This window comes from Streptococcus sp. SP8 (assembly GCF_030440045.1).
GTDB lineage: Bacteria > Bacillota > Bacilli > Lactobacillales > Streptococcaceae > Streptococcus > Streptococcus parasanguinis_I.
In genome coordinates this window covers 1-24,478 of the sequence record NZ_JAQFJL010000003.1, presented here as the reverse complement: position 1 = coordinate 24,478, position 24,478 = coordinate 1, and the positions used below count along the sequence as shown (strand labels likewise).

At 42.3% G+C, this 24,478-nt stretch carries 21 protein-coding genes and 18 tRNA genes; 2 read left to right on the top strand and 37 right to left on the bottom strand.

Annotation, left to right across the window (positions count from 1 at the left end; genetic code table 11):
* Positions 1–161: 161 nt before the first annotated feature.
* Positions 162–1,427 carry a phosphoribosylamine--glycine ligase gene (gene purD / locus PCY11_RS04490; protein ID WP_070845612.1) on the bottom strand — a complete coding sequence of 422 codons (1,266 nt, stop codon included), beginning with the start codon at positions 1,425–1,427 and terminating at the stop codon, positions 162–164.
* 182 nt (positions 1,428–1,609) lie between these two features.
* On the opposite strand from purD, the gene PCY11_RS04485 reads away from it, so the two are divergent.
* The gene (locus tag PCY11_RS04485) at positions 1,610–2,629 is read left to right on the top strand and encodes a GBS Bsp-like repeat-containing protein (protein WP_070845614.1); all 1,020 of its coding nucleotides are present in this window, start codon (positions 1,610–1,612) and stop codon (positions 2,627–2,629) included.
* 187 nt (positions 2,630–2,816) lie between these two features.
* Here PCY11_RS04485 and PCY11_RS04480 read toward each other — a convergent pair whose 3' ends face one another.
* Positions 2,817–3,326, bottom strand: coding sequence for an HXXEE domain-containing protein (locus PCY11_RS04480; RefSeq protein WP_049498785.1), 510 nt, complete (start codon positions 3,324–3,326; stop codon positions 2,817–2,819).
* A 167-nt stretch (positions 3,327–3,493) separates the two neighbouring features.
* Here PCY11_RS04480 and PCY11_RS04475 point away from each other — a divergent pair, with 167 nt between their 5' ends.
* The gene (locus tag PCY11_RS04475) at positions 3,494–4,036 is read left to right on the top strand and encodes a TetR/AcrR family transcriptional regulator (protein WP_024055466.1); all 543 of its coding nucleotides are present in this window, start codon (positions 3,494–3,496) and stop codon (positions 4,034–4,036) included.
* 182 nt (positions 4,037–4,218) lie between these two features.
* On the opposite strand, the gene purH is transcribed toward PCY11_RS04475, so the two are convergent.
* The 35 genes from purH to PCY11_RS04300 all read right to left on the bottom strand — a co-directional run bounded on the left by purH (position 4,219) and on the right by PCY11_RS04300 (position 24,425).
* Positions 4,219–5,766: a bifunctional phosphoribosylaminoimidazolecarboxamide formyltransferase/IMP cyclohydrolase gene (gene purH, locus PCY11_RS04470; RefSeq protein ID WP_301362535.1), complete on the bottom strand. Its 1,548-nt coding sequence runs from the start codon at positions 5,764–5,766 to the stop codon at positions 4,219–4,221.
* Positions 5,767–5,840: 74 nt separating this feature from the next.
* Positions 5,841–6,395: a phosphoribosylglycinamide formyltransferase gene (gene purN / locus PCY11_RS04465; RefSeq protein WP_301362534.1), complete on the bottom strand. Its 555-nt coding sequence runs from the start codon at positions 6,393–6,395 to the stop codon at positions 5,841–5,843.
* Entirely contained in the window at positions 6,395–7,417 is a 1,023-nt protein-coding gene (purM, locus tag PCY11_RS04460) for a phosphoribosylformylglycinamidine cyclo-ligase (protein ID WP_301362533.1), read from the bottom strand. The genes purN and purM overlap by 1 nt, the downstream gene beginning before the upstream one ends.
* A 30-nt stretch (positions 7,418–7,447) precedes the next feature.
* A complete protein-coding gene (gene purF / locus PCY11_RS04455; RefSeq protein ID WP_003009289.1) occupies positions 7,448–8,887 on the bottom strand; it encodes an amidophosphoribosyltransferase in 1,440 nt (479 codons plus the stop codon).
* 12 nt (positions 8,888–8,899) lie between these two features.
* A complete protein-coding gene (locus PCY11_RS04450; RefSeq protein ID WP_301362532.1) occupies positions 8,900–12,625 on the bottom strand; it encodes a phosphoribosylformylglycinamidine synthase in 3,726 nt (1,241 codons plus the stop codon).
* 55 nt (positions 12,626–12,680) lie between these two features.
* The gene (gene purC / locus PCY11_RS04445) at positions 12,681–13,388 is read right to left on the bottom strand and encodes a phosphoribosylaminoimidazolesuccinocarboxamide synthase (RefSeq protein ID WP_301362531.1); all 708 of its coding nucleotides are present in this window, start codon (positions 13,386–13,388) and stop codon (positions 12,681–12,683) included.
* Between the two features lie 150 nt (positions 13,389–13,538).
* Complete coding sequence (locus PCY11_RS04440) at positions 13,539–13,787, bottom strand: phosphopantetheine-binding protein (RefSeq protein ID WP_023920024.1); 249 nt, start codon at positions 13,785–13,787, stop codon at positions 13,539–13,541.
* A gap of 3 nt (positions 13,788–13,790) precedes the next feature.
* Complete coding sequence (gene plsX / locus PCY11_RS04435) at positions 13,791–14,786, bottom strand: phosphate acyltransferase PlsX (protein ID WP_301362530.1); 996 nt, start codon at positions 14,784–14,786, stop codon at positions 13,791–13,793.
* Positions 14,783–15,562: a DNA repair protein RecO gene (gene recO / locus PCY11_RS04430; protein WP_301362529.1), complete on the bottom strand. Its 780-nt coding sequence runs from the start codon at positions 15,560–15,562 to the stop codon at positions 14,783–14,785. Before recO ends, plsX begins: the two co-directional genes overlap by 4 nt.
* Complete coding sequence (locus tag PCY11_RS04425; RefSeq protein ID WP_301362528.1) at positions 15,546–16,727, bottom strand: pyridoxal phosphate-dependent aminotransferase; 1,182 nt, start codon at positions 16,725–16,727, stop codon at positions 15,546–15,548. The genes recO and PCY11_RS04425 overlap by 17 nt, the downstream gene beginning before the upstream one ends.
* A gap of 155 nt (positions 16,728–16,882) precedes the next feature.
* The gene (srtB, locus tag PCY11_RS04420; protein ID WP_301362527.1) at positions 16,883–17,731 is read right to left on the bottom strand and encodes a class B sortase, LPKTxAVK-specific; all 849 of its coding nucleotides are present in this window, start codon (positions 17,729–17,731) and stop codon (positions 16,883–16,885) included.
* An 88-nt stretch (positions 17,732–17,819) separates the two neighbouring features.
* Positions 17,820–18,569 (bottom strand): LPKTxAVK-anchored surface protein, encoded by a 750-nt coding sequence (locus PCY11_RS04415; protein WP_301362526.1) that lies wholly within the window; start codon positions 18,567–18,569, stop codon positions 17,820–17,822.
* Between the two features lie 173 nt (positions 18,570–18,742).
* Positions 18,743–18,883, bottom strand: coding sequence for a hypothetical protein (locus PCY11_RS04410; RefSeq protein WP_176744607.1), 141 nt, complete (start codon positions 18,881–18,883; stop codon positions 18,743–18,745).
* A gap of 49 nt (positions 18,884–18,932) precedes the next feature.
* Positions 18,933–19,907 carry a ribose-phosphate diphosphokinase gene (locus tag PCY11_RS04405; RefSeq protein WP_021154183.1) on the bottom strand — a complete coding sequence of 325 codons (975 nt, stop codon included), beginning with the start codon at positions 19,905–19,907 and terminating at the stop codon, positions 18,933–18,935.
* 178 nt (positions 19,908–20,085) lie between these two features.
* Positions 20,086–21,327, bottom strand: coding sequence for a peptidoglycan hydrolase PcsB (gene pcsB / locus PCY11_RS04400; protein ID WP_301362525.1), 1,242 nt, complete (start codon positions 21,325–21,327; stop codon positions 20,086–20,088).
* 93 nt (positions 21,328–21,420) lie between these two features.
* The gene (gene mreD, locus PCY11_RS04395; RefSeq protein ID WP_301362524.1) at positions 21,421–21,921 is read right to left on the bottom strand and encodes a rod shape-determining protein MreD; all 501 of its coding nucleotides are present in this window, start codon (positions 21,919–21,921) and stop codon (positions 21,421–21,423) included.
* Position 21,922: 1 nt separating this feature from the next.
* Positions 21,923–22,741 (bottom strand): rod shape-determining protein MreC, encoded by an 819-nt coding sequence (gene mreC / locus PCY11_RS04390; RefSeq protein WP_150904981.1) that lies wholly within the window; start codon positions 22,739–22,741, stop codon positions 21,923–21,925.
* 62 nt (positions 22,742–22,803) lie between these two features.
* Positions 22,804–22,891 (bottom strand) — tRNA-Ser (locus PCY11_RS04385).
* A gap of 4 nt (positions 22,892–22,895) precedes the next feature.
* Positions 22,896–22,969, bottom strand: a tRNA-Ile gene (locus PCY11_RS04380).
* 33 nt (positions 22,970–23,002) lie between these two features.
* Positions 23,003–23,073: transfer RNA gene (locus PCY11_RS04375), tRNA-Gly, on the bottom strand.
* Positions 23,074–23,089: 16 nt separating this feature from the next.
* Positions 23,090–23,162 (bottom strand) — tRNA-Phe (locus PCY11_RS04370).
* Between the two features lie 3 nt (positions 23,163–23,165).
* A tRNA-Met gene (locus PCY11_RS04365) sits at positions 23,166–23,239 on the bottom strand.
* Between the two features lie 9 nt (positions 23,240–23,248).
* Positions 23,249–23,338 (bottom strand) — tRNA-Ser (locus PCY11_RS04360).
* Between the two features lie 10 nt (positions 23,339–23,348).
* A tRNA-Ile gene (locus PCY11_RS04355) sits at positions 23,349–23,422 on the bottom strand.
* 16 nt (positions 23,423–23,438) lie between these two features.
* Positions 23,439–23,512: transfer RNA gene (locus PCY11_RS04350), tRNA-Met, on the bottom strand.
* A 6-nt stretch (positions 23,513–23,518) separates the two neighbouring features.
* Positions 23,519–23,592 (bottom strand) — tRNA-Pro (locus tag PCY11_RS04345).
* A 19-nt stretch (positions 23,593–23,611) separates the two neighbouring features.
* Positions 23,612–23,685: transfer RNA gene (locus PCY11_RS04340), tRNA-Arg, on the bottom strand.
* Between the two features lie 36 nt (positions 23,686–23,721).
* A tRNA-Arg gene (locus tag PCY11_RS04335) sits at positions 23,722–23,795 on the bottom strand.
* Positions 23,796–23,814: 19 nt separating this feature from the next.
* Positions 23,815–23,900: transfer RNA gene (locus PCY11_RS04330), tRNA-Leu, on the bottom strand.
* Positions 23,901–23,907: 7 nt separating this feature from the next.
* Positions 23,908–23,979 (bottom strand) — tRNA-Gly (locus tag PCY11_RS04325).
* 23 nt (positions 23,980–24,002) lie between these two features.
* Positions 24,003–24,075, bottom strand: a tRNA-Thr gene (locus PCY11_RS04320).
* A 17-nt stretch (positions 24,076–24,092) separates the two neighbouring features.
* Positions 24,093–24,174 (bottom strand) — tRNA-Leu (locus tag PCY11_RS04315).
* A gap of 6 nt (positions 24,175–24,180) precedes the next feature.
* Positions 24,181–24,253, bottom strand: a tRNA-Lys gene (locus tag PCY11_RS04310).
* 24 nt (positions 24,254–24,277) lie between these two features.
* Positions 24,278–24,350: transfer RNA gene (locus tag PCY11_RS04305), tRNA-Asp, on the bottom strand.
* Positions 24,351–24,352: 2 nt separating this feature from the next.
* Positions 24,353–24,425 (bottom strand) — tRNA-Val (locus tag PCY11_RS04300).
* Positions 24,426–24,478 lie beyond the last annotated feature (53 nt).

Genomic DNA, 24,478 nt, shown 5'->3' with positions numbered 1-24,478 from the left:
CTGGAGCCTGAGTCTCCAGTTTTCCGCTCCTAGTAGCTCTGCTACTAGGAGTTCCACTACTGCGACGATTATCCTATACTAGCTCGCTAACGCTCGCAAATTAAGCGACCATTATCTTACTTTGGCTCACTTTCGCTCGCCATTGACAAATATAGTATCTGTTAATCTTTTATCGCTTTGCTTCCAATGTCATTTCGGTAGAAGAGGCCTTCTGTGTTTTGTTTATCGAGTTCCTTGTAGATAATGTTTTGGCCGTCTTTGACGGTGTCTGCGGTTGTGACCAGCATGTAGACACGTCCGCCGTTTGAGAGGAGGTCTTGGCCATTTTCAGCGAATTTCGCTCCAGCATAGTAAGTGATGATGTCGCCCTCTGTCTTGGCTGGAAGTTTGACACCCTTCTCATAAGCGAGTGGGTAGCCGTTTGAAGCTACAACCACGCCCAGTGTCACCCCCTTGTCCGTCCAAGTGATGGCCGGCTCTTTGCCATCCAAAATGTCAGTGATGTTTTGTGCAAAGTCAGATGTCAAACGAGGCAAGATAATTTGCGTTTCAGGGTCTCCAAAACGAGCGTTGAACTCGATGACTTTCGGTCCATCAGCTGTCAAAATTAGCCCCGCGTAAAGGACACCAAGGTAGGGACGTCCTTCTTTAATCATGCCTTTAAGAACTGGCTTGACAATAGTGTCAACCGCTGTGTCAACCACGCTCTGTGGCAAGTGAGGAACTGGCGCATAGGCACCCATCCCACCAGTGTTAGGACCCTTGTCACCATCGTAGGCACGTTTGTGGTCCTGAGCTGTTGGCATGATGAAGAACTTGTCCCCATTGACAAAGGCAAAGAGTGAAAACTCTTCTCCGTCAAGGAATTCCTCGATAACCACACGCGCACCTGAATCACCGAATTTATTGTCCAAAAGCATCTCGTGAGCGGCTTCGATGGCTTGCTCAACTGTTTCCGCAACGACGACACCTTTCCCTAGGGCCAAGCCGTCTGCCTTGACGACGATTGGAGCGCCTTTTTCTTCGATGTAGGCCTTGGCTTCCTCGAAATCTGAAAAAGTCCCATAGGCTGCTGTCGGAACGTCGTATTTGACCATGATTTCCTTAGCAAAATCCTTAGACCACTCAAGCTCAGCCGCAGCCTTGGTCGGACCAAAGGCTTTGAGTCCAGCCGCATTGAAATCATCCACGATACCAGCTGCAAGGGCATCATCTGGACCGATAAAGGTCCAAGCAATATCGTTGACTTTTGCGAAGTCAATCAGCTTAGAATGTTCGGAAATTCCGATATTGATCAAATCAAGACCGTCCAATGTCATCCCGTCATTACCAGGAGCCACGAAAACTTGCTCAACGTCCTTAGACTCCAATAATTTCTTGGCAATCGCATGTTCACGACCACCAGAACCAACAACCAAAAGTTTCATCTCGAACCTCTTTTGCGAATTATTTTATTAAATTATATCATAATCGTTCGTTTTATTCTAATGATTTCAGCAAAAGTCTCCTATTTTCAGTAGAATCCAAACATTTTTTGCTATTTTCTCCTATTTCTCATTTTTTTCCGAATAGTATAGGTGAGACCTACTAATTGACGAAAAGGAGTATTATGCAAACGATTAAAAAATTTGTCGTACTGACTTGTGCGACATGGGGGATGCAAGCCTCTATTGCTCATGCAGATCAAGCGACCAATGCTATCTATGCCGAAAAAGGGCAGCTGATGATTCATCTCGAAAACGTCCCGGATAAGTATCAAAAGATCCAAGTTCCCGTCTGGTCTGACCAAAATGGCCAAGATGACCTGATTTGGTATCCTGTGGAACGCAGTGACAAGGGATTTGACCTACAAGTGCCATTGACCAACCATTCTGATCAAGCCGGACGTTATCATGTCCATGTCTATGGAGTGGAGGCAAATGAACAGCTAACCGGCCTTTACCCTCTCACGACCAGCGTCCAGCAAAAGGACCTGGCTTCTTCCCAGCCAAAAATCACGATCACACCTATCTCCTCACAAGAATTTGAGGTAGATCTAAAGTTGTTCGAAGACGTTGACGAGATTGTCTTCCCCATCTGGTCAGAAGAAAACGGGCAGGATGATCTGGTCTGGTATCCCGCAAAGAAGATTGCACCTGGACATTTCCAACTGCGCTTTCAGGCTCAAAAACACAAGGGAAATGGGCTATTTCACCTACATGTCTATCAGAAAAGCCAAGGACAACTAAAAGGGCTATTCCCCACTACTTTTCAAGTGGAAAAGGCAAAGCCAAAGCTCACTCCACTCGCGACACACCCGGGAAATACCTACCCCATTGGTGAGTGCACCTGGGGAGCCAAAGAATTAGCCCCTTGGGCCCACAACTGGTGGGGAAACGGTGGCATGTGGGCAGCTAGTGCACGCGCTGCTGGATTCCGGACAGGAGACACTCCAGAGGTCGGCGCTATCGCCTGTTGGGACAATGGGGGATATGGCCATGTCGCCTTGGTTACGGACGTCGAACATGACCAAAAAATTCAGATCCAAGAGGCTAACTACAACGGCCATCGCTATATCGACAACTTCCGCGGTTGGTTCGATCCGACCAACCCTATCTGGGGAACCGTCACCTACATCTACCCAGATTAAGGTCTTCTTAACCAACAAAAAAGGCACCATCCATTGATGCGTGCCTTTTTTGATTAATGTCTAAAATGTCTCACTCCTGTGAAGATCATGGTCAAGCCGTATTTATCAGCCGCTTCGATAGATTCTTGGTTGCTCATTAACCAGTTATATCAGAAAGGTTAAAAAGTAGCTCTCATTTAATCGTTTTTCATTTCGCGTATTTTTCTAGATGTGTTTGAATTTTTGGCATGATGAGATGCATGATTTTAAGATTCGTAAAAGCTATTACCATGGCCAATAAAAGATAGACAACGACTGATAACAAAGAAATGTCAGAAGGCCAATAGTGGGAAATAATCATTAGAACCATTGGCAATTCTAGGGTTACCGTGACGACTCCAGGAACATAGCCCCCAAATTGCAGGCACATGATATAATGGATTATGAAATGAGCTGTATAAGCTATTACAAAAGATAAATAGAGTAAACTGTTGTGAGTTATTTGGCAGAATCCAGAAATAAACACCAGGATGATAAATTCTTCGAACACACCTACTGCAAAAGCGGAACCTTGCGTAACGGAACCAAAGAACGGTTTCTTAAAAGTTTCTAACTTTTGATGATGCCGTGTTTTCCACAAGGGCATAAAAATTATTTCTTCAAAATCATGTAAAATAAATAAAATAGGCAGCATCCAAACATTAAAAAGAATGCTCATACCTTTACCTCCTTAATAACAACTAACAATTGTACAATGTTAAGAATAAATGATAATCATATATCACGCGCAACACTTTTAGTATAAAGATAAACTGTTACAAAAACAAGAGGTTAAGAGATATTGGCACAGTTTGACCAAAAGTGTGACAGGAAAGGAAAAATACCATGGAATATCAAACGCGACAATGGCTGGAGGAAGCCTTGTTCGATTTATTAGCAACTAAGAAGTCTCTCCAAAATATCAGCATTGCTGAACTCAGCGAGCATGCTCAGATTGCCAGACGAACATTTTATCGTTATTACCATTCAAAAGAGGAAGTTCTTACGAACTATTTAGACCGCTTAATCCAATACTATATTATCGAACTTCAAACAGCAAAACTGACTAATTTTGAAGATTTAGTGAACCTTTTCTTTCAGTATTGGAGCCAGTACACTGAGCCATTAAAAATTTTGCAAGACGCAAACTTACTCGTGCTTATCTTGCAAAGGTCTTACGATAAGCTTCCTGCTACTTATACCACTGTCATGGCACCTTGGCACATCACAAATAGTGATCAAAGACAAATCAACTATGATATTAGATTCATTACCGGCGGTCTCTACAATATTTTTGATGAATGGTTAAAAGGAGATTATAAAGCCATGCCTATTAACGAGCTAGTCACAACAACCTTAAACACCATAAAACGTATAAAAAATAGTTAAGTGAGAAACTGAGTTTTTCGAGATTCGTCATGAACAGCTCTAACAAATCATTTTAATAATTTCTAACACTAAAATGCTTATTGTTTTAAACATACAAAAAGAGAAGACAACTTACGTCTTCTCTTTTTGTTAGCGATAAATCCTTTATCACAGTTGATAATGAGCTAATTTTAAAATACCCATCAATGTCTAAAATGTCTCACTCCTGTGAAGACCATAGCCAATCCGTATTTATCAGCCGCTTCAATTGACTCTTGGTCACGGACTGATCCACCCGGCTGGATGATCGCTTTAATCCCTGCTTTCGCAATTTCTTCCACGTTATCCGCAAATGGGAAGAAGGCATCGGAAGCAAGAACAGCGCCGTCAAGACGGTCTTTAGCTTGGTCAATAGCGATGCGGACTGAAGCCACACGGTTGGTTTGACCAGGGCCAACACCAAGTGTCATGTGGTCGTTGGTCACGATGATCCCATTTGATTTGACGTACTTGATCGCTTTCCAAGCAAACTCAAGAGCTGTCGCTTCTGTCTCAGTTGGTTGGCGTTTCGTAACCACTTGCCAGTCAGCTAGGCTTTCTTTGACGACGTCTTGGTTTTGAACGAGGAGACCACCAACAACACCAGTGTATTCTGCTTCTGCTTCACTGGCATCTTGAGCTTCAAACGGTAGCTCAAGAATCCGCAAGTTTTTCTTCTTGGTAGTCAAGATTTCAAGCGCTTCATCTGTATAGCTTGGTGCAATGATGATTTCAAGGAAGACACCGTGCATTTTTTGAGCTGTCGCAGCGTCTACTTCACGGTTGAGAACCACGATTCCACCAAAGATGGATACTGGATCAGACTCATACGCATAGTCCCAAGCAGTCTCGATATCATCTGCTTGACCAATCCCACATGGGTTCATGTGTTTCAAGGCCACAACTGTTGGACGGTCTTTGAAATCACGGATGATCCGGATAGCCGCATCAGCGTCACGGATATTGTTGAAGGACAATTCTTTCCCGTTCAACTGTTTCGCTGAAGCGATGGAGTAATCCGTTGGAAAAGCTTTTTGGTAGAAGTCTGCGTCTTGTTGAGGATTTTCCCCGTAACGCATTGGTTGCTTGAGATCATAAGTCAAAGTAAGTTTTTCAGGTTTACTTTCACCCACTTGAGCTGTGAAGTATTCTGCGATCAAAGCATCATAGGCTGCTGTGTGGCGGAAGACTTTCGCTGCCAAACGTTGGCGAGTTTCGTAACTTGTTTCGCCGTTGGCTGCCAATTCGTCAAGCACCACAGCATAATCAGTAGGATCTACCACAACCGTTACGCTAGCATGGTTTTTAGCTGCTGATCGAAGCATGGATGGCCCACCAATATCGATGTTTTCAACCGCATCCGCGTAAGTTACGTCTGGTTTAAGAATCGTTTCTTTGAATGGGTAAAGGTTGACCACAACAAGGTCAATCAATTCGATATTATTGTCCTTAGCTGCTTGAAGGTGGCTATCGAGGTCACGACGAGCGAGGAGACCACCGTGGATATTTGGGTGGAGGGTCTTCACACGACCGTCCATCATTTCTGGGAAACCAGTCACATCGTCGATGGCAATGGTATCAACACCAGCATTGTCAAGGGCAACTTTAGTCCCACCTGTTGAGATGATGTCCCAACCAAGTTTTTTGAGTTCTTGGGCAAATTCAACGATGCCCGCTTTGTCTGAAACACTAACTAGTGCGCGTTTAGTCATTTTCTTTCTTTTCCTTTTTAAAAAAGTTCTTTATCTGCTACAGTCGAAAATGTTCTTTCCGATCAATGGCTTCCTTATTTTCGTGCTACTCCCAAACGTTCCAAAACTACTGGATAGAGCTTGTACTCTGTTTCGTGGATGCGAGTTTCGAAAGTATCAAGGGTATCACTTTCTAGACGTGGCACACGGACTTGTTTGATGACCTTACCAGTGTCCACACCAGAATCCACCCAGTGAATGGTCACGCCGCTCTCAGCAACACCCGCATTCCAAGCATCCTCAATACCATGAGCACCTGGAAATTCAGGGAGATAAGCCGGGTGAATATTGATGATACGGCCTTCATAAGCTGCTAACAAGGTTGGGCCAACAATCTTCATATAACCCGCCAAGCAAACCAAGTCAATCTGGTGCTCATCCAAGAGTTTGACGATAGCTTCTTCATAAGCTGCTTTATTATCAAATTCCTTGAGTTCAAAGGCATGACTAGCTACACCAAGGTTCTTGGCACGTTCTAAGACATAGGCATCCCGGTGATCTGAAAAGACAAATTCTACTGGAAATTGTTCCGCAATCACCTGAAAGTTCGAGCCGTTTCCGGAAGCAAAAACAGCAATTTTTTTAGCCATTATTTAATCACCACACTTGCGCCATCTTTCTTCACAATACGACCAATTTCATAAACAGGTTCGTCAAGAAGTTCTTTGACACGTTCCACATTTTCTGGTTTCACTGCAAGCATGAGACCAATCCCCATGTTGAAGATTTCAAACATTTCTTCATGTTTAATTTGGCCATATTTTTCAAGAGCTTTGAAAATTGGAAGAACTGGGACTTTGCTTTCGTCAATTTCAGCAGCCAAGTCATCTGAGAACATCCGTGGTACATTTTCGATGAAACCACCACCTGTGATGTGGGCAATTCCGTTGACCAATTCTTCTTTGATGAGTGGCAAAGCTGCTTTGACGTAGATACGAGTTGGTTCCAAAAGAACGTCTTTAAGTTTCTTCCCTTCCAATTCTAGAAGAACTTCTTCACCTGTGTAATCCGCAAAGACACGACGAACAAGTGAGTAACCATTTGAGTGGATACCGCTTGAAGCAAGTCCAAGAATCACATCCCCTTCAGCTACTTTTGAACCGTCAATGATTTGAGATTTTTCTGCAACACCGACAGCAAACCCAGCCAAATCATAGTCATCTTCACCATACATACCAGGCATTTCAGCCGTTTCTCCACCGATAAGGGCTGCACCAGCCTGCACACAACCTTCTGCAACACCAGCAACGACTTGCTCTAATTTAGCTGGTTCATTTTTACCAGTTGCGATATAGTCAAGGAAGTAAAGGGGCTCCGCACCTGCGGCGATGATATCGTTAACACACATGGCCACACAGTCTTGACCGATCGTATCGTGTTTGTCGTACTTAATAGCAAGCATGAGTTTAGTACCGACACCATCTGTACCTGAAATCAAAACAGGCTCTTTGACACCTGTTTTTGAAAGATCGAACATACCACCGAAGCCACCGAGAGCTCCCATAACACCTGCACGTTCCGTACGAGCCACGTGTTTTTTGATCCGTTCAACAACTTCATAACCCGCTTCAACATCCACACCAGACTGTGCATACGCATTTTTATTTGTCATTTGTTTCATTCCTTTTCTTTTGCACTGCTCTTAATAGAAAGAAGTATGTTCTTTCAAACTTTCCACATAGCGTTCTTCGTAGTCATATAAAGGCGTTGGATATTTTCCATCAAAGTAAGCCACACAAAGACCGCCATTTGGAGCATCTGTATCAATTCCAATAGAATCAATCAAGCCATCGATTGACAAATACGTCAAGCTATCTGCACCAATGATATCGCGTGTTTCCTCTACTGTGTGATTGGCAGCAATCAATTCCTTACGTGTTTGAATATCGATCCCGTAGAAACATGGGTAGGCAAGGGCTGGGCTACCGATTGCTACGTGGACCTCTGTAGCTCCTGCTTCTTTCAATAACTTCACAATTCGACGTGATGTTGTCCCACGTACGATAGAATCATCAATCATGACAACCCGTTTGCCTTTCACGACACCGGATACGGCAGAGAGCTTCATCCGAACCCCTTGCTCCCGTAGTTCTTGTGTTGGTTGAATAAAGGTCCGTTGGGTATATTGGTTTTTAATCAAGCCCATTTCATTTGGTAGGCCAGATTCTTCCGCAAATCCCATGGCTGCGCTAAGTGATGAATTAGGTACACCGACCACAATATCTGCTTCATGTTTGAATTCACGTGCCAATTGAGCTCCCATACGTTTACGGGCGGTATGGACATTGACCCCTTGGATATTGGAGTCTGGGCGAGCAAAGTAGATATACTCCATCGAGCAAACAGCCAATTGGGTGTCCGTTGTATAGTTATCGTAAGTAATACCATTATCATCGATAATCACGACTTCACCTGGATTCACATCGCGGATCCACTCAGCACCAACCACTTCAAAGGCACAGGTTTCAGATGAAACCACAATAGCGCCATTGGCCATTTTCCCAATCGAAAGAGGACGGAAACCATTTGGATCCAAGGCCGCAATCAGCTTATCTTCTAGCATGAGAAGGTAAGCAAATCCACCTTTCACCGTATTCAGGGCTTCTTTCACCTTACCCATGAAAGAAGGGTTGTGGCTCCGACGAATCAAGTGGGCCAAGATTTCTGAATCAGAAGTTGAGCTAAAGATCGCTCCGTTATTTTCCAACTCCCGTTTAAGGGACTTGGCATTGGTCAAATTCCCATTGTGAGCCAGTCCAAACTGGGTATCATGAAAGCGAAAGAGGAAGGGCTGGATGTTATCCACCGAAGCTTCCCCAGCTGTCGCATAGCGAACATGGCCAATCGCTCCCGTTCCTGTTAACTTATCCAAGTTAGCAGGATTTCGAAATACTTCTGAGAGAAGACCCGTATCACGATACCGTTTTAGTTGACCCGCATCATTCGAAAGGATCCCCGCCCCTTCTTGACCACGGTGTTGAAGACTGTGTAATCCGAAATAAGTCAGTTTTGCAGCATCTGGGTGTCCCCAGATCCCAAAAATACCACATTCTTCATTAAGAGATTTAACTTCATATGTCATTTTGTATACCTTTTATTTTCCAGTAAAGTATTTAACCGCTGATGCAAAGAGATGTTGATCTTTATTTCCTGGAATATTTTGGAAGAGACCGTCTTCAAAACGTTCTGAGTGACCCATCTTCCCAATAATTTGACCGTTCTTACTTGTGATACCTTCGATCGCATGGACAGAACCATTTGGATTGTATTTTGAATCCATGCTTGGTTTCCCTTCGAAATCAACATATTGGGTAAAGATTTGACCATTGTCACGAAGCTCTGCAAATTCCTCAGCTGTCACGACAAACTTCCCTTCACCGTGTGATACTGGGATGGCATGAATGTCACCAACTTTTACTCCGGCAAGCCATGGTGAGTTCGTATTGGCAATCCGTGTTTCCACCATCTTAGCCACGTGTTGGTTGGCATCATTGTAGAAGAGGGTTGGACTCGTGCTGCTTGCATCTTCAAAGTTACCGTATGGAAGAAGACCTGATTTAACAAGGGCTTGGAATCCGTTACAGATACCAATAATCAAACCACCACGTTCGATGAAGTGATCAATAGCTGCACGTACTTTTTCATTGAGCAAAATGTTAACGATGAATTTAGCTGATCCATCAGGTTCATCCGCTGCTGAGAAGCCACCTGCAAAGAAGATAATGTTAGCTTTTTCTATGTTGTCAACCATGGTGTCAACAGACTTGACAATCGCTTCTTCATTCAGCGTGACAAATGGTACCAAGTTGACTTTTGCTCCTTCTTTTTCGAAGGCCTTAGCGGAGTCATATTCTGAGTTGGTACCTGGGAATACTGGGATGTAAACTACTGGTGTTTCAACTGTTTCTTTTGCTTTGATCACAGCATCTGATGCTACAGCAGGTACTTCTTCCAACTCAGTTGCCTGTGCAAATTCCGTTGGGTAAACCTCTTCCAATTTACCTTGGAAGGCACTGTCAAGTTTGTGTCCATCAAGCGTTACACCATTGACAGTAAGTGTAAAGTCAGCTGCTGTTTGTCCGATCTTGGCAACACCTGCAATTTCTTCAGGAGATGTGAAGACGAATCCACCCAATTGAGCTGTCAAGCTAGTGTCAAGGTCAGTTAATTCGATGTTTGCTCCGATATGGTTACCAAACGTTGCAAGGGCAAGAGCTTCAACCACACCACCATATTTAACAGCTGATGCAGCTGTCACTTTGTGGTCAGCTTGGATAACTTCAAATTGAGCAAAGTTCGACTTGATGAGATCAAAGTCAATTTCTTGTGCCAAAGCTTGACCTGGGATGTAATAGATGTTTTCACCAGCAGCTTTAAATTCTGGAGAAAGAACCTTACGGCTATCTGCAGTCGTCACCCCAAAAGCAACCAAGGTTGGTGGTACTGTCAATTCTTCAAAGGTACCAGACATCGAGTCTTTCCCACCGATAGATGGCAAACCAAGTTGAATCTGAGCTTCGATGGATCCAAGGAGAGCAGCTACTGGTTGACCAAAACGCTCTGCTTGTTTATCCATACGCTCGAAGTATTCCTGATAAGAGAAACGAGCCTTAGACCAGTTTGCACCAGCAGCAACCAAACGAGCTGTGGCTTCGATAACCGCATAAGCAGCGCCATGATATGGAGACCATTCTGCTACATAAGGGTTGAATCCTTGCGCCATGACAGATGCAGTTGTTGTCACGCCATGTTGGACTGGCAATTTCTGTACAGAAGCTTCCGTTGGTGTGATTTGGTAGCGACCACCGAGTGGGTGATTAACTGTTGAACGTCCAACTGAGCTATCAAAGATGGTTTGTAACCCTTTTTGACTGGCATGGTTCAGGTCAGCCAAGACTTCAAGAGTATCCGCTTCAAGGGTTTCAGCAGATGTTTGACGTTCTTCTGGAAGCTTGACATCCTTGTCAACCACCTTAGCATCTACAACCACACGTACACCGTTTGTATCAAGGAAACGACGTTCCAAATCAACGATGGTTTCACCATTCCAGTGCATGACAAGATTTGGTTTTTCAGTTACTGTTGCAACGACAACAGCATCAATATTTTCTTTGTTACATTCAGCAACGAAAGCATCTACATCTTCTGGACGAACCACTACAGCCATCCGTTCTTGAGATTCTGAGATAGCAATTTCTGTACCGTTCAAACCTTGGTATTTCAATGGCACTTTGTCTAGATCAATTTCAAGACCATCTGCCAATTCACCGATCGCCACACAGACACCACCGGCACCAAAGTCATTTGATTTCTTGATCAGACGTGTCACTTCCCCATTACGGAAAAGACGTTGAATCTTACGTTCTTCGATGGCATTCCCTTTTTGAACCTCAGCACCAGCTGTTTCAACAGATTCAACCGTTTGAACTTTAGAAGAACCTGTCGCACCACCGACACCGTCACGTCCAGTCTTACCACCGAGCAAGATAATCACATCACCTGCTTCAGGTTTTTCACGGACCACATTTTCCTTAGGAGCCGCACCGACAACTGCACCTAGCTCCATACGCTTAGCAACGAAACCTGGGTGGAAGTATTCACGAACATAAGTTGTTGCAAGACCAATTTGGTTACCGTATGAAGAATAACCGTGAGCCGCTGTTTTAGAAATCACTTGTTGTGGCAATTTACCAGCACGAGTTTCGGCAATTGGTGTTGTAATATCACCAGCACCTGAAATACGCATGGCTTGGTAAACGTATGAACGACCTGACAATGGGTCACGAATGGCCCCACCGATACAAGTAGCCGCACCACCAAATGGTTCAATTTCCGTTGGGTGGTTGTGGGTTTCATTTTTGAACATGAGAAGCCATGGTTCTTTGACACCATTAACATCCACTTCAATTTCAACAGAGCAGGCATTGATTTCATCAGACACTTCCATGTCATCCAAACGACCATTGGCACGCTCATAACGACCAAAAATAGTCGCCATATCCATCAAAGTTTGAGGTTTTTCGGTACGTCCCAACTCATCACGCATGGCAATATACTTGTCATAAGTCGCTTGCAATTGTTTTTCAAATTTAGAAGCTGAGAAGTCGATGTTTTTCAACTCAGTCTCGAAAGTTGTGTGACGACAGTGGTCAGACCAGTAAGTATCCAACACCTTCAACTCAGTCTCAGTTGGCACACGACCAATAGACTTGAAGTAATCTTGAATGAAGAGAAGGTCATCCACTTCCATGGCCAATCCTTGCTCAGCCTTATACTGTGCAAAATCTTCTGCTGTATATGTTTCAAAGAAATCCAAATTTGGAATGGTCTTGTCAGACTCAGAGAAATCCTGTTTCGCAATACCAACAGTGATATCTTTGAAACGAGAGTCCACTGGGTTCAAGAGGTAGTTTTTAACAGCTTCCAACTCATTCGCATCAATATCCTTGTTAACCAAGTACAATTGTGCTGTGTTCACCGTTACATCATTTGAACTCCCAAGCAACAGCAAAGCTTCCTGTGAAGATGCCGCACGTTGGTCAAATTGACCAGGCAAGCTTTCAATGGCAAAGAAAGCATGCTTCTCAAGATCTGCCTTGATTGTAGCTTCATCCAAAACAGTATCAGTCACTTGCTCAGAAAAGATATATTTTTCCGCACGTGCAAACAAGTCCTCTGACAAATTAAAAACATCATAAACCTGAACAATCCGAAGATCATTCAAAGTTTTCAACTGAAGATTATGTTGTAATTCTTTTACTAAAGAGTCAGATTTGACACGAAAATCAGCTTTTTTCTCAACGAAAATACGTTTATCCATTTTAGTTCCTTTATCTATTTCTACTTAAAGATTGTAGTGACGACCAAGTAAAACTTTACTTCAATCCCTGCAACTTCTCTAACACGACCTTATAAACATCCGTTAGACTGCCCAAATCTCTACGAAAAACATCCTTGTCCATGTGGTGCCCTTCAGCATCCCAAAGGCGGCAGTTATCTGGAGAGAATTCGTCTGCCAAGATGATTTTGCCATCCTTATCAAAACCAAATTCCAATTTAAAGTCAATCAACCGAAGACCAATTTGTGCAAACCAATCTTTCAGCAATTCATTGATACGACGCGTTTCTTCCTTGATATAAGCAATTTGTTCATCATTGGCAATATCCAAGAACTTGACGTGTTCATCATTGATAAATGGATCATCCAACTCATCGTTCTTGTAGTAAAATTCAACGATAGGGTTTTTCAAGTCCAAACCTTCTTCCACACCAAAACGTTTAGAGAAAGAACCCGCCGTCACGTTACGAAGAACAACCTCCAAAGGAATGATTTTCACTTTCTTGTTGAGTTGTTCAGTATCAGAAATACGTTCGATAAAGTGAGTCTCTACCCCCGCAGCATTCAATTTTTCAAAAATAAGAGACGAAATCTGATTATTTAGCACACCTTTTCCCTTAATAGTCTCCTTACGAGCCCCATTTAGCATGGTTGCCTGGTCCTTATAGACCGACTTAATCACATTTTCGTCCTCAGTAGTATAGATATCCTTAGCTTTTCCAGTATAAATCAGTTGATTGGTCATGACTTTGTTCGCCTTTCGTATTTTATCACCTTCATTCTATCACATACAAAGTGGATTTTCAATAAATTTCCGTACAATATAGGCAGAAACCGAATGAAAAGGACAGAAAAAAAGATCATCCAGAACAATCACTGAACGATCCCTTTTCAACTAGTTACTAGCAGTTCGTTTTTCGATATAGTCAACGACATCTCCTACCGTGTTAAAGTCATCAATAGCCTTGTCTGGAATCTCCAATTGGTATTCATCCTCAAGATTGATAATAAATTCCATCAATTCAACAGAGTCGGCTTGTAAATCCTTGCGCAAATCTGATTTCAAAGAAACTTGGAAATCTGGTCCCTTGCGGTCTTTGAGAAATTCCTCAATTGTAGCTAAAATTTCGTTTTGTTTACTCATACATTATCCTTCCTTCGATAATTCCTTCACTGATTTTCCAACAACATCTGTCTCTAACATAGTCCGAATCTGACGAATGGTACTATAGACTGCTTTTGCATCACTCGAACCATGCGTTTTAACAACAGGTGCTTGAAGGCCAAATAAAACCGCTCCTCCAACATCTGAGAAATCCAAGGTTTGTTTCAATGATTTCAACCGGTCCTTGAGGAGAAAAGCTCCTAGTTTCGCCTTCCAGTTTCCAGTAGCAATTGCTTGTTTCAGTTGCTTCAAGATTCCAAAAGCTGTTCCTTCCATCGTTTTCAAGACAGCGTTTCCCGTGAAACCATCCGCCACAACAACATCTGCAACACCATCCATCAAATCACGCGCTTCCACATTCCCAACAAAATGAATCGACGCATCCTCAGATAACAATTGGTAAGTTTCCTTGCGCAAAGGATCTCCTTTACTAGCTTCTGTCCCATTGTTCAATAGACCCACACGTGGTTTTTGAATCCCACGAACGTTTTCCGCGTAGTAAGACCCCATCACAGCATACTGATGCAAGTGCTCTGGTGTATTTTCCGCATTGGCACCTAAGTCCAACATGTCATACCCGCGACCATCAACCGTCGGAAGTGTGGACATCAATCCAGGGCGTTCCACCCCTTTGATACGGCCAACGATAAAGAAGCCTGCTGCCAACAAAGCACCTGTATTTCCTGCAGAAAGCATGGCATCCACCTCACCAGCCTTCACATCCTTGGCAGCCAAGACCATAGAGGACTGTTTTTTCCGACGAATAGCACGTGCCGGCTCATCATCTGAATCGATTTTTTCCTCCGTATGAACAATCGATACACGCTCTGTTACTGTTAAATAGTTTTTGATTTTTGTCTCATCACCATACAAGACAATCTCAATATCATCAAAATCACGAATGGCTTGATTCACGCCTTCAACCAAGGCTTGAGGTGCATTATCGCCCCCCATTGCATCTACTGCAATTTTTTTCATGTTTCACCTCCAGATGAATCTTTCATAATCGCTCCCCAATCACTTAAGGAATCGATAAACTTTTTAGCTTTTAAATGGATCCCTACATACTCCTCATACAACTGATCGATTGCCTGACGTAGAGCTGCTTTCATCTCTGCTTGTAGAGAAATCGTCTCTAACTCACTGAATCGCACTGCTTGAAACTGATCCAATAAATAGAGAACATTTGGATGCCAGTGGGCACGTCTCTCATCCCGATCATAATGATCCGGACAAAGGACCCCACTATACCGGAAGGAATAGTCAAAAGGAAGACCAACCCGATGGCAGAAACAGCATTCATGCAGATTCAAGACAACCCCAAACCGAGATAGAATCTGAATCTCAAAAATATTGGTCAAAACTTCATAATCCAAGCCTTCTTCCATCAAAGACAGGGTCTTTTCCAAAAAAGCAAACAAGGCCGGATCCACCTGATTATCCTGAATACTGGCATCCGCAAGCGACAAAACATAGGTCGCATAAGAAAGAGCAAAAAGATCTGCATTGATTTTCTTATAAACCTGCACATCTTGAAAATCATCAATATAACTCAACCCATCATCATTGATTTTCAGCAACATATCCGCCGTTACCAAGGGTTGTAACATGGGATTCAATCGTGATTTTCCCGCATGTTTCACAAAAAACATCCGCTTCCCTGACTTCTCTGTGAAGATTTTGACCAGCTTGTCATCCTCACGAAACTCCCGATTATACAGGACAATTCCCCGGGTCTCAATTGACTCCAGCATGTTCTTCCATATACTCCTTCAAGCGTTTCATTGCTTCCTTGATAACCTCCATGCTGGCTGCATACGACAAACGCACATAGCCTTCACCATATTGACCAAAAGCAGCACCAGGAATGAAAGCAACCGCTTTTTCACGCGCAAAATCTTGCAAGAAAGCAAAGGAATCTTGGTTGTAACCAGCTGGGATTTTAGCAAAAATATAGAAGGCTCCATCTGGCTTAATAATCTCAAACCCAAGCGCGGACATCTGTTCGATAATATAATCCCGACGCTTCACATATTCCTTCTTCATCGGCTCCGCATCATCCCGACCAGCAGTCAAGGCCTCAATCGCAGCATACTGGTTCATGGTTCCACCAGCCGTTACCAAATACTGATGGCTCTTGATGAGTTGGGCCGTCAATGCAGCAGGCGCAAAGATAAAGCCAAGCCGCCAGCCTGTCATGGCATGAGACTTAGATAAGCCATTAATGACAATGGTCTGCTCAGGAATGAAGGATGCCATAGAGACATGCGCTTCTCCAGTATAAGTCAGCTCTGAATAGACTTCATCACAAATCACAAAGACTTCATATTTTTTTAAGACAGCAGCTAATTCTGCCATCTGTTCGCGCGAATAAGTGACACCCGTTGGATTAGCTGGATAATTGAGAATAACAGCCTTCAATTTTTCACCCTGCTCTAGAATGGCCTTTTCCAACTTTTCAGGAGTCAAGACAAAACGATCTGCTGTCGTATCAATTTCAATAATCTCCGCCCCAACCAAATTCACAATCGGTTCATAACCAGGATAAGCTGGTGCCGGAAGAAGCACTACATCTCCAGGTTCCAAGATTGCTGTCAAGGTTGCAGATAGGGCTTCAGTCGCACCGATCGTCACCAAGATCTCATCTTCAGGACGGTAGTAAATACCATATTTATCAGCCACAAACTGACTCGCAGCCTCACGCAAAGCCAGCAAACCACTCATCCCAGTGTAATGGCTAAAATTCGCATCAATAGCAGCCTTTCCTGCTTCTTTTACATGTTCAGGAGTTGTAAAATCCGGTTCCCCCAAAGTCAAACGCAAGACACCAGGAATGGAAGAAATTGATTGATCGAACTGACGAATCAAAGAAACTTCGATCCGATTCAGATTTTTATTAAAACGTTTCGTTAAATCCATAGAACACCTCCAAAAACACTTATATTCATTATACTATAAATAGGACCCCATCGCAAAAGAACAAGCCAGATCCCCACCTTTTGCTTACCACCAAAGGACATTTCAAAAATCCTTCCATGAAAAAAAGACTTAGCAATGCTAAGTCTTTCAAGCCATTATTGTTGGCCACGTGTTGCCACATATTTCAATTGATCTGCATGTTTTGCCACAAAATCCTTCATTTCTGAATCAGGAATTCGACGAAGGTAGAGGTTAGAACGAATGGTTTCATCCTCTTCACGACAAGTTGACAATACTAAATACTTATCAGATGCTTTGATCTTGATATTAGGATTCTTCGTACGAGCTGACTCATAGATATTCTTCAACTGAGTGGTGAAATCTTTATCATCTTTAAAGCTTGTACGGTAGAAAGCAGTATCCTCTGGGACAATAACCAAGCCCATTACTTCATAGTAGTATTTCCGCTCTGGTGTCTCAATCACAACATACGGATGTTGGTCCAAATACTCTTGTTTGTCATAGTAGTTGACATCATTAAACATGCGATGATCGCCGACCTTACTACCACGAGCATGACCAAACAGCCAAGTCAAACGATCACTGAAGTCTTTCTTGTTGTCCATATCCATGAAGACTGTCCCCATGTATGGTTCATTTCCACCATCAAACGTCTTATTCAAATAAGTTTCATTATCAGTAGTTTGTACGACAGGTTCATCCAACTCAGTACCCGGTGCGTAGACATAAGCAATTGTTTCTGGGTTAACAGCTGTTAACTGAGCAAAACGATTTTTCAGATAATCTTTTTCTTCTTGACTTGGTTCATATTTAGTTGCTTGCTTGGTTGAACTTGTTCCAGTTGTCTTTTTAGCCGTGCTAGATGACTTACTTCCTCCAAAAGGATTAAAGAAAATAAATCCAGCAACAAGCACAACAACTGCAACAAGAGCAGCAATCACAAGACCCAATTTAGTTGAACTTTTTTCCCCAGCTCTTTTCATTGATTGATCTCCTCTTGATGATTTTTTCTAAAAAATAACACTGAACCCGAAGGTCCAGTGATATTTTACGAGCTAATTAATAATCAAATTATTTAACTGCGCTTGTTTTTGGAAGAGCTTTACCAGCTTGTTTTGAATCAGCTTTACCAACTTTAGCTGCTTCTCCACCTTTGTTTTCAGTTTTCTTAGCTTCATTTTTAGCATCTACAGAAGAACCGTTATCGCTACCTGGAGTTACAGTCTTTTGACCAGGAACGTTATAAGTAGCTGTTTTTTCAACTGTAAGTTCAATGTTTGTAAACATTTGTCCTGGAGCAACAGTTGCAGATTTAGGAGCTGACAAGTAACCTGGTACGAAATATCCTTCAGGAGCATTTGCTACACGAGCTTTTGCAACCAAACCAGCTTTTGCAGGAACTGCAAAGTCACCATTCGCATCAGTTGTACCCATTTGATATTTTTGACCATCAAAGATATCAACTACAACACCTGCTACAGGGTTACCTTGAACATCTTTAACAGTTACACGCACATATGTTACATTAGCTTCAACAGTTACAGGACGTGAAGTGTTACCTGGTACGTTTGGAGCATCATATGGGTTTGTTGCAGGAGTATCTGGTGTATATTTATCAGTTTTTGATGTGTTGTCAGTATGGCTGTATTGTTTTGGATCTGTAGTATCTACAACATTTCCATCTTTATCCAAAACTTTTCCATTTTGGTTATCTGGTCCATACTTAATTCCTGGATCTGTACGTGTATATGCAGAAACTGCTGGTGCTGCTGCAGCGAATACTGCAAGAGCTGCTACTGATGATAATAAAACTTTTTTCATTGTTTTATCTCCTTTTTTCTTTTCAAAAATTATTCGTTACTTCGTAACTATGACTAGTATACTAGGATATTCTTCCTATGTCAAGACTTTTTCTTTAATTTTTTAAAAAAAGTTTAAGGTTTTAACCTATTTGAAAGATAAAATTACGAATTCGTAACACTTCTAAACGAATCCTATTTCACCACCCCATTTTTAGGCAGTCGTTTCTTGGGCAAACTAGGATCCGCCTTTGCTTCTAGTTCTTTAGCTGCTCGAACTAGTTTTTTCCGTTTCTTTTCTTTTTTTAGATTTTCCAACCATTTTCTGATTTCCATTTGTATATCCTCCTAAATAAAAGAGGCTAGTTACCCAGCCTCCTTATTGTTAACATTTTTTGGCATTTCCGATTTCAAACAGAGGGGAAAGAGGACGATTTTCGTGAATGCGAACAATGGCCTCTGCAAGGAGTTTCGCAATCGAAATTTGCTCAATCTTATCAATTAATCGATCTTCCGGTAGATAAATCGTATCCAACACCACCAACTTCTTAATGGCTGATTTTTGGATGTTGTCCATAGCTGGTCCTGATAAAACAGGGTGAGTACAGCTTGCATAAACTTCAACAGCACCTGCTTCTGCAAGGGCATCCGCCGCATGACAGATTGTACCAGCTGTATCAATCATATCATCAATCAAAATACAAGTCTTGCCTTCAACACTCCCAATGATATTCATCACTTCACTCGTATTCATCTTATCGACGCTTCGACGTTTATCAATAATCGCAATCGGTGTCTTCAAAAATTCAGCTAATTTCCGAGCACGAGTCACACCACCATGGTCTGGACTGACAACAACATAGTCTTTCCCAATCATCCCGCGACGTTCAAAATAATCGGCGATCAAAGGCGCACCCATCAAGTGGTCAACAGGAATATCAAAGAAACCTTGAATTTGTGCGGCATGCAAATCAATTGTCAACAGACGATCAACTCCAGCAACCTCAAGCATATTAGCTACCAACTTAGAAGTGATTGGTTCACGAGCTCGAGCTTTCCGGTCTTGACGAGCATAGCCGTAATATGGCATCACCACATTAATGGATTGCGCACTAGCACGTTTCAACGCATCTACCATAATCAAAATTTCCATTAGATTATCGTTAACCGGTGAGCTAGTGGATTGCAAAATATAAACATCTTTCCCACGGATTGATTCTTCAATATTAACCTGAATTTCTCCATCAGAAAATTGACGAACCGTTGACTTTCCAAGCGGTAGTCCCATTTCACGAGACACACGTTGAGCCAATTCTTGATTTGACGACAAAGCAAAGAGCATTAAATCAGAAAATGACATGATTTCCTCCAGTAAAATCTAAAACCATATTGTACAGTCAGCACAAATTTCTCCTGTAATCATTTTATCGCTTTTAAAGCAAATATTCAAATATTAATTTATGGAAATTACAAAATCTATCACTACCTAAATTCTATCAAAAAAGAAGCAGAACAAATGTTCTGCTTCAGTGTAATTCTTAGTTTGGATAGATATAAGTAACAGTACCTTGTGCTGTTGTTGGGTTAAACCAACCACGGTAGTTACCAATACTACGGATACCATTATAGTTAGACTCAGAAGCTTGGATGCTTGTTGTAGATTGAACGGCTGTAACAACTGCTACGTGTCCATATCCACCATCATTCCAACATGCAATAGCACCAACTTGTGGTTGAGATCCTGTACGGAATCCAGCAGCCGCTGCACTTGCAGCCCATTGACCACCGTTGCCCCAGTAATCGCCAGCCCATGGAGCCAATGTCTTCGCACCCCATGTACATTCACCAACTGGATAAGATGATGCAGATGTACTATAAGTTGGACGAGAAACAGTTGCTACTGGCGCAGCCGCTGCTTGAGTTTGAACAGCAGGTTGAGCTGCTGCTTGAGTTTGTGCAGCCGCTGGTGTTGCAGCAGGTGTTTGAGCTGCTGCCTGAACTTGTGCTTGAAGAGTTGTATTAGCAGAAGCTTTTACAGCTGCTTGTTGTTCTTTTTGTTTTGCACGGTAAGCTGCTTCAGCTGCTGCCGCCGCTGCTGCTGCTTTTTCAGCTTCAGCTTTTTGTTGCAACAAAGCATTCTTTTCGTTTTCAGCAGTTGATTTTTCAGCAGCCAAGTTCAATTGTGCTACTTTCAACTCAGCTTCTTTTGTTGACAAAGCTTGCGCATCATCTTCTAATTGCTGTTTGTTTGCAATGACAGTGTTGATTGCGTCGTTGTTTTCTTTTTGTTTTTGTGCAATATCTTCTTTATCACGTTTTTGCTCTTGCAACATTTTGTTGTTAGCATCTGCAATTTCGTTCATAGCAGAAATACGTGAGATAGCTTCTGTCAAAGATCCAGAGCTAACAATCGCATTAATATAGCTTGTTGCAGTCCCAGTTGTTTGAGCACTACGTGCTTGATTTGCAAGTGATTCTTGACGAGCAACAATATTTTTTGACAACTCATCGATCTCAGCTGACAATCGTTCAGATTCTTCATTCAAACGGTCATTTTCAGCTTGAAGATTTTCTTGTTGTTTTTTAATTTCAGATACTTGACCTTGAATTTGATCTACCTGAGCTTGTGCGCTTTGTTGTTGTTGATTAATACTATTGATTTTGTTATCTTGAGCAGCAATCTTATCATCTGTTGAATCAGCTGATACACCAGCTACAACAGCACCTTGTGATAAAGCAACTGTACTCAATAAGATTGTGGCAAATAATTTTTTCTTCATTAGATAAATTTTCCCTTTCTAATAAGACACTAACTAGTATAACAAATTTTTTAAAAATTTATATTACGCTATTGTTACATTTTTATTTCGAGTTTATAAATAAATCTTTTCAAGTAAAGGCTGTAATACTATTAATAGAAGCACATTCAAAATTAAACTTGGGGAAATTTGGTAAATAATTAATGTAATCCAGTTAAATTTTATACCGATAAAAAGAATCAAAAGAAGGTTTGTTAAAATCTGAAATAATAGAATAGTTAATAAAAATGTAAAAAAACGAGTCAATCGATTGACCAAAATAATCTGATTACACCGATAAACAATCACCTGTAGTAAAGGAAATACTAGGAAGGCAATTCCTAGGGTGTGTAAAAAATACACATCAAAACAAAAACCAAAGAAGACTCCCCACCAAATACTAGCTATCTCAGAGAAATAGAGACTCAATAACATAAAACCATATAGAAATAAAAATGAAGTAGATTCAAAGGAGCTTGGACAGAAACGAGAAATAAGAAAAGAGATCTGCCCGTCAACAAATAAAGATAAGAATAAGATTAAAGGGAAAAAATGGTACTTACGTATGACTTTCACACTACTCTCCAATCAATAGTACATAACGATTGACATCTAAATTAGCCTTTGGTTTCACACGAATTTCTTGCCCTAACTGATCAGATGCCTTTTGAGTAGAAGTCACTGTACCAAGAGGTAAGTCACTACTCTTATATTTTCCTAAACCACTTGTTGAAACCAGAGATCCTTTTTTAATTTCAACTGGATCTCCAATTTGCAACAACCGAAACTCACCCGTCTTCTCATCATAACCATTTAATAAGGCAAAAATAGATTGACCTTGACTCTCAATTTTAAACGTCAGGTGTTGTGAAGAAATAGTATCTTCGACTAATAATTTTACTTTACTAGAATTTTTCTCTATACTTTCTACCACACCAATGACACCACCAGATGAAAGAACAAACATGGAATCAGAAATTCCATCTGAACTACCTTTATCAATAACAAATTCCTGATCCCAAGAACCATAATTACGGTCAATAATCTCACTAACGATTTGTTTAGAACCCGATACAGAATTTTTGATTGACATCAAATCCTTTAATTCTCTATTTTCTGATTCCAAACGGTTAAGTTTTGACTGGTCTATATCCTTTTGATAAAGACGTGATTTTAACGAACGGTTTTCATCATTTAATTCAGATAAATCCTTTAAATCCTTTGCCTTAGATTCCACAACAACAAATGGTACCGATACTGCCTTATCAACAATAGCTAATAGATCAGAAGATTTTAAAACAATCGAAGTTCTAACAGATGGAAAAAGAAATAAAATTCCTGAAACAGTTAAAACAAACACAAAACTAAAAATTTTAAAGAATCGATTCAAGAACATAGACAAAACCTTCAAAAATATAAAAAATAGTTTGAGATGATATCTCAAACTTCGAAATTATACGGAGAATGGGGGATTCGAACCCCCGCGCCAGTTACCCGACCTAACGATTTAGCAAACCGTCCTCTTCAGCCTCTTGAGTAATTCTCCAAAATGGGCACGAGTGGACTCGAACCACCGACCTCACGCTTATCAGGCGTGCGCTCTAACCACCTGAGCTACGCGCCCAAGTTAAAAACTTGGTAATGAACCTATGTTCAAAGCGGGTGACGAGAATCGAACTCGCGACAACAGCTTGGAAGGCTGTAGTTTTACCACTAAACTACACCCGCTTATTAATAAAGGAAATGGCGCGAGACGGAATCGAACCGCCGACACATGGAGCTTCAATCCATTGCTCTACCAACTGAGCTACCGAGCCAAATTGCGGGAGCAGGATTTGAACCTACGACCTTCGGGTTATGAGCCCGACGAGCTACCGAGCTGCTCCATCCCGCGTTAATATTAAGGAGGATGTGGGATTCGAACCCACGCACGCTTTTACACGCCTGACGGTTTTCAAGACCGTTCCCTTCAGCCGGACTTGGGTAATCCTCCAAGATAACAATGGACCTTGTAGGACTTGAACCTACGACCACTCGGTTATGAGCCGAGAGCTCTAACCAGCTGAGCTAAAGGTCCAACAAGATCAACAATATAGCGGCGAAGGGGATCGAACCCCCGACCTCCCGGGTATGAACCGGACGCTCTAGCCAGCTGAGCTACACCGCCATAATATCGGGAAGACAGGATTCGAACCTGCGACACCTTGGTCCCAAACCAAGTACTCTACCAAGCTGAGCTACTTCCCGATCTAAAGCTACCGCTTTATGCACCCTAGAGGAGTCGAACCTCTAACCGCCTGATTCGTAGTCAGGTACTCTATCCAGTTGAGCTAAGGGTGCTCGTTCCTATTCAATTATTACATAGCCTTGCGACCATGCACCCTAGAGGAGTCGAACCTCTAACCGCCTGATTCGTAGTCAGGTACTCTATCCAGTTGAGCTAAGGGTGCTTCTTTCAACCTTTGTCTATGCCGAGGACCGGAATCGAACCGGTACGATCGTTACCAATCGCAGGATTTTAAGTCCTGTGCGTCTGCCAGTTCCGCCACCCCGGCCTCCTAAAGCGAACGACGGGATTCGAACCCGCGACCCCCACCTTGGCAAGGTGGTGTTCTACCACTGAACTACGTTCGCATCGCTTTCTTTATATAAAAAAATGCCGGCTACATGACTTGAACACGCGACCCTCTGATTACAAATCAGATGCTCTACCAACTGAGCTAAGCCGGCTCATTATTATTCTCTTATGCGGGTTAAGGGACTTGAACCCCCACGCCGTAAAGCGCCAGATCCTAAATCTGGTGCGTCTGCCAATTCCGCCAAACCCGCAAAATATGACCCGTACTGGGCTCGAACCAGTGACCCATTGATTAAAAGTCAATTGCTCTACCAACTGAGCTAACGAGTCTTAAAATAATTTTCATTATCTTAACGGTCCCGACGGGAATCGAACCCGCGATCTTCGCCGTGACAGGGCGACGTGATAACCGCTACACTACGGGACCTATGGGAGTTAACGGGATCGAACCGCTGACCCTCTGCTTGTAAGGCAGATGCTCTCCCAGCTGAGCTAAACTCCCAAATGGTCGTTTAACTCACTGGATCCCTGTCGTGCACTGACTTACGTCAGTTT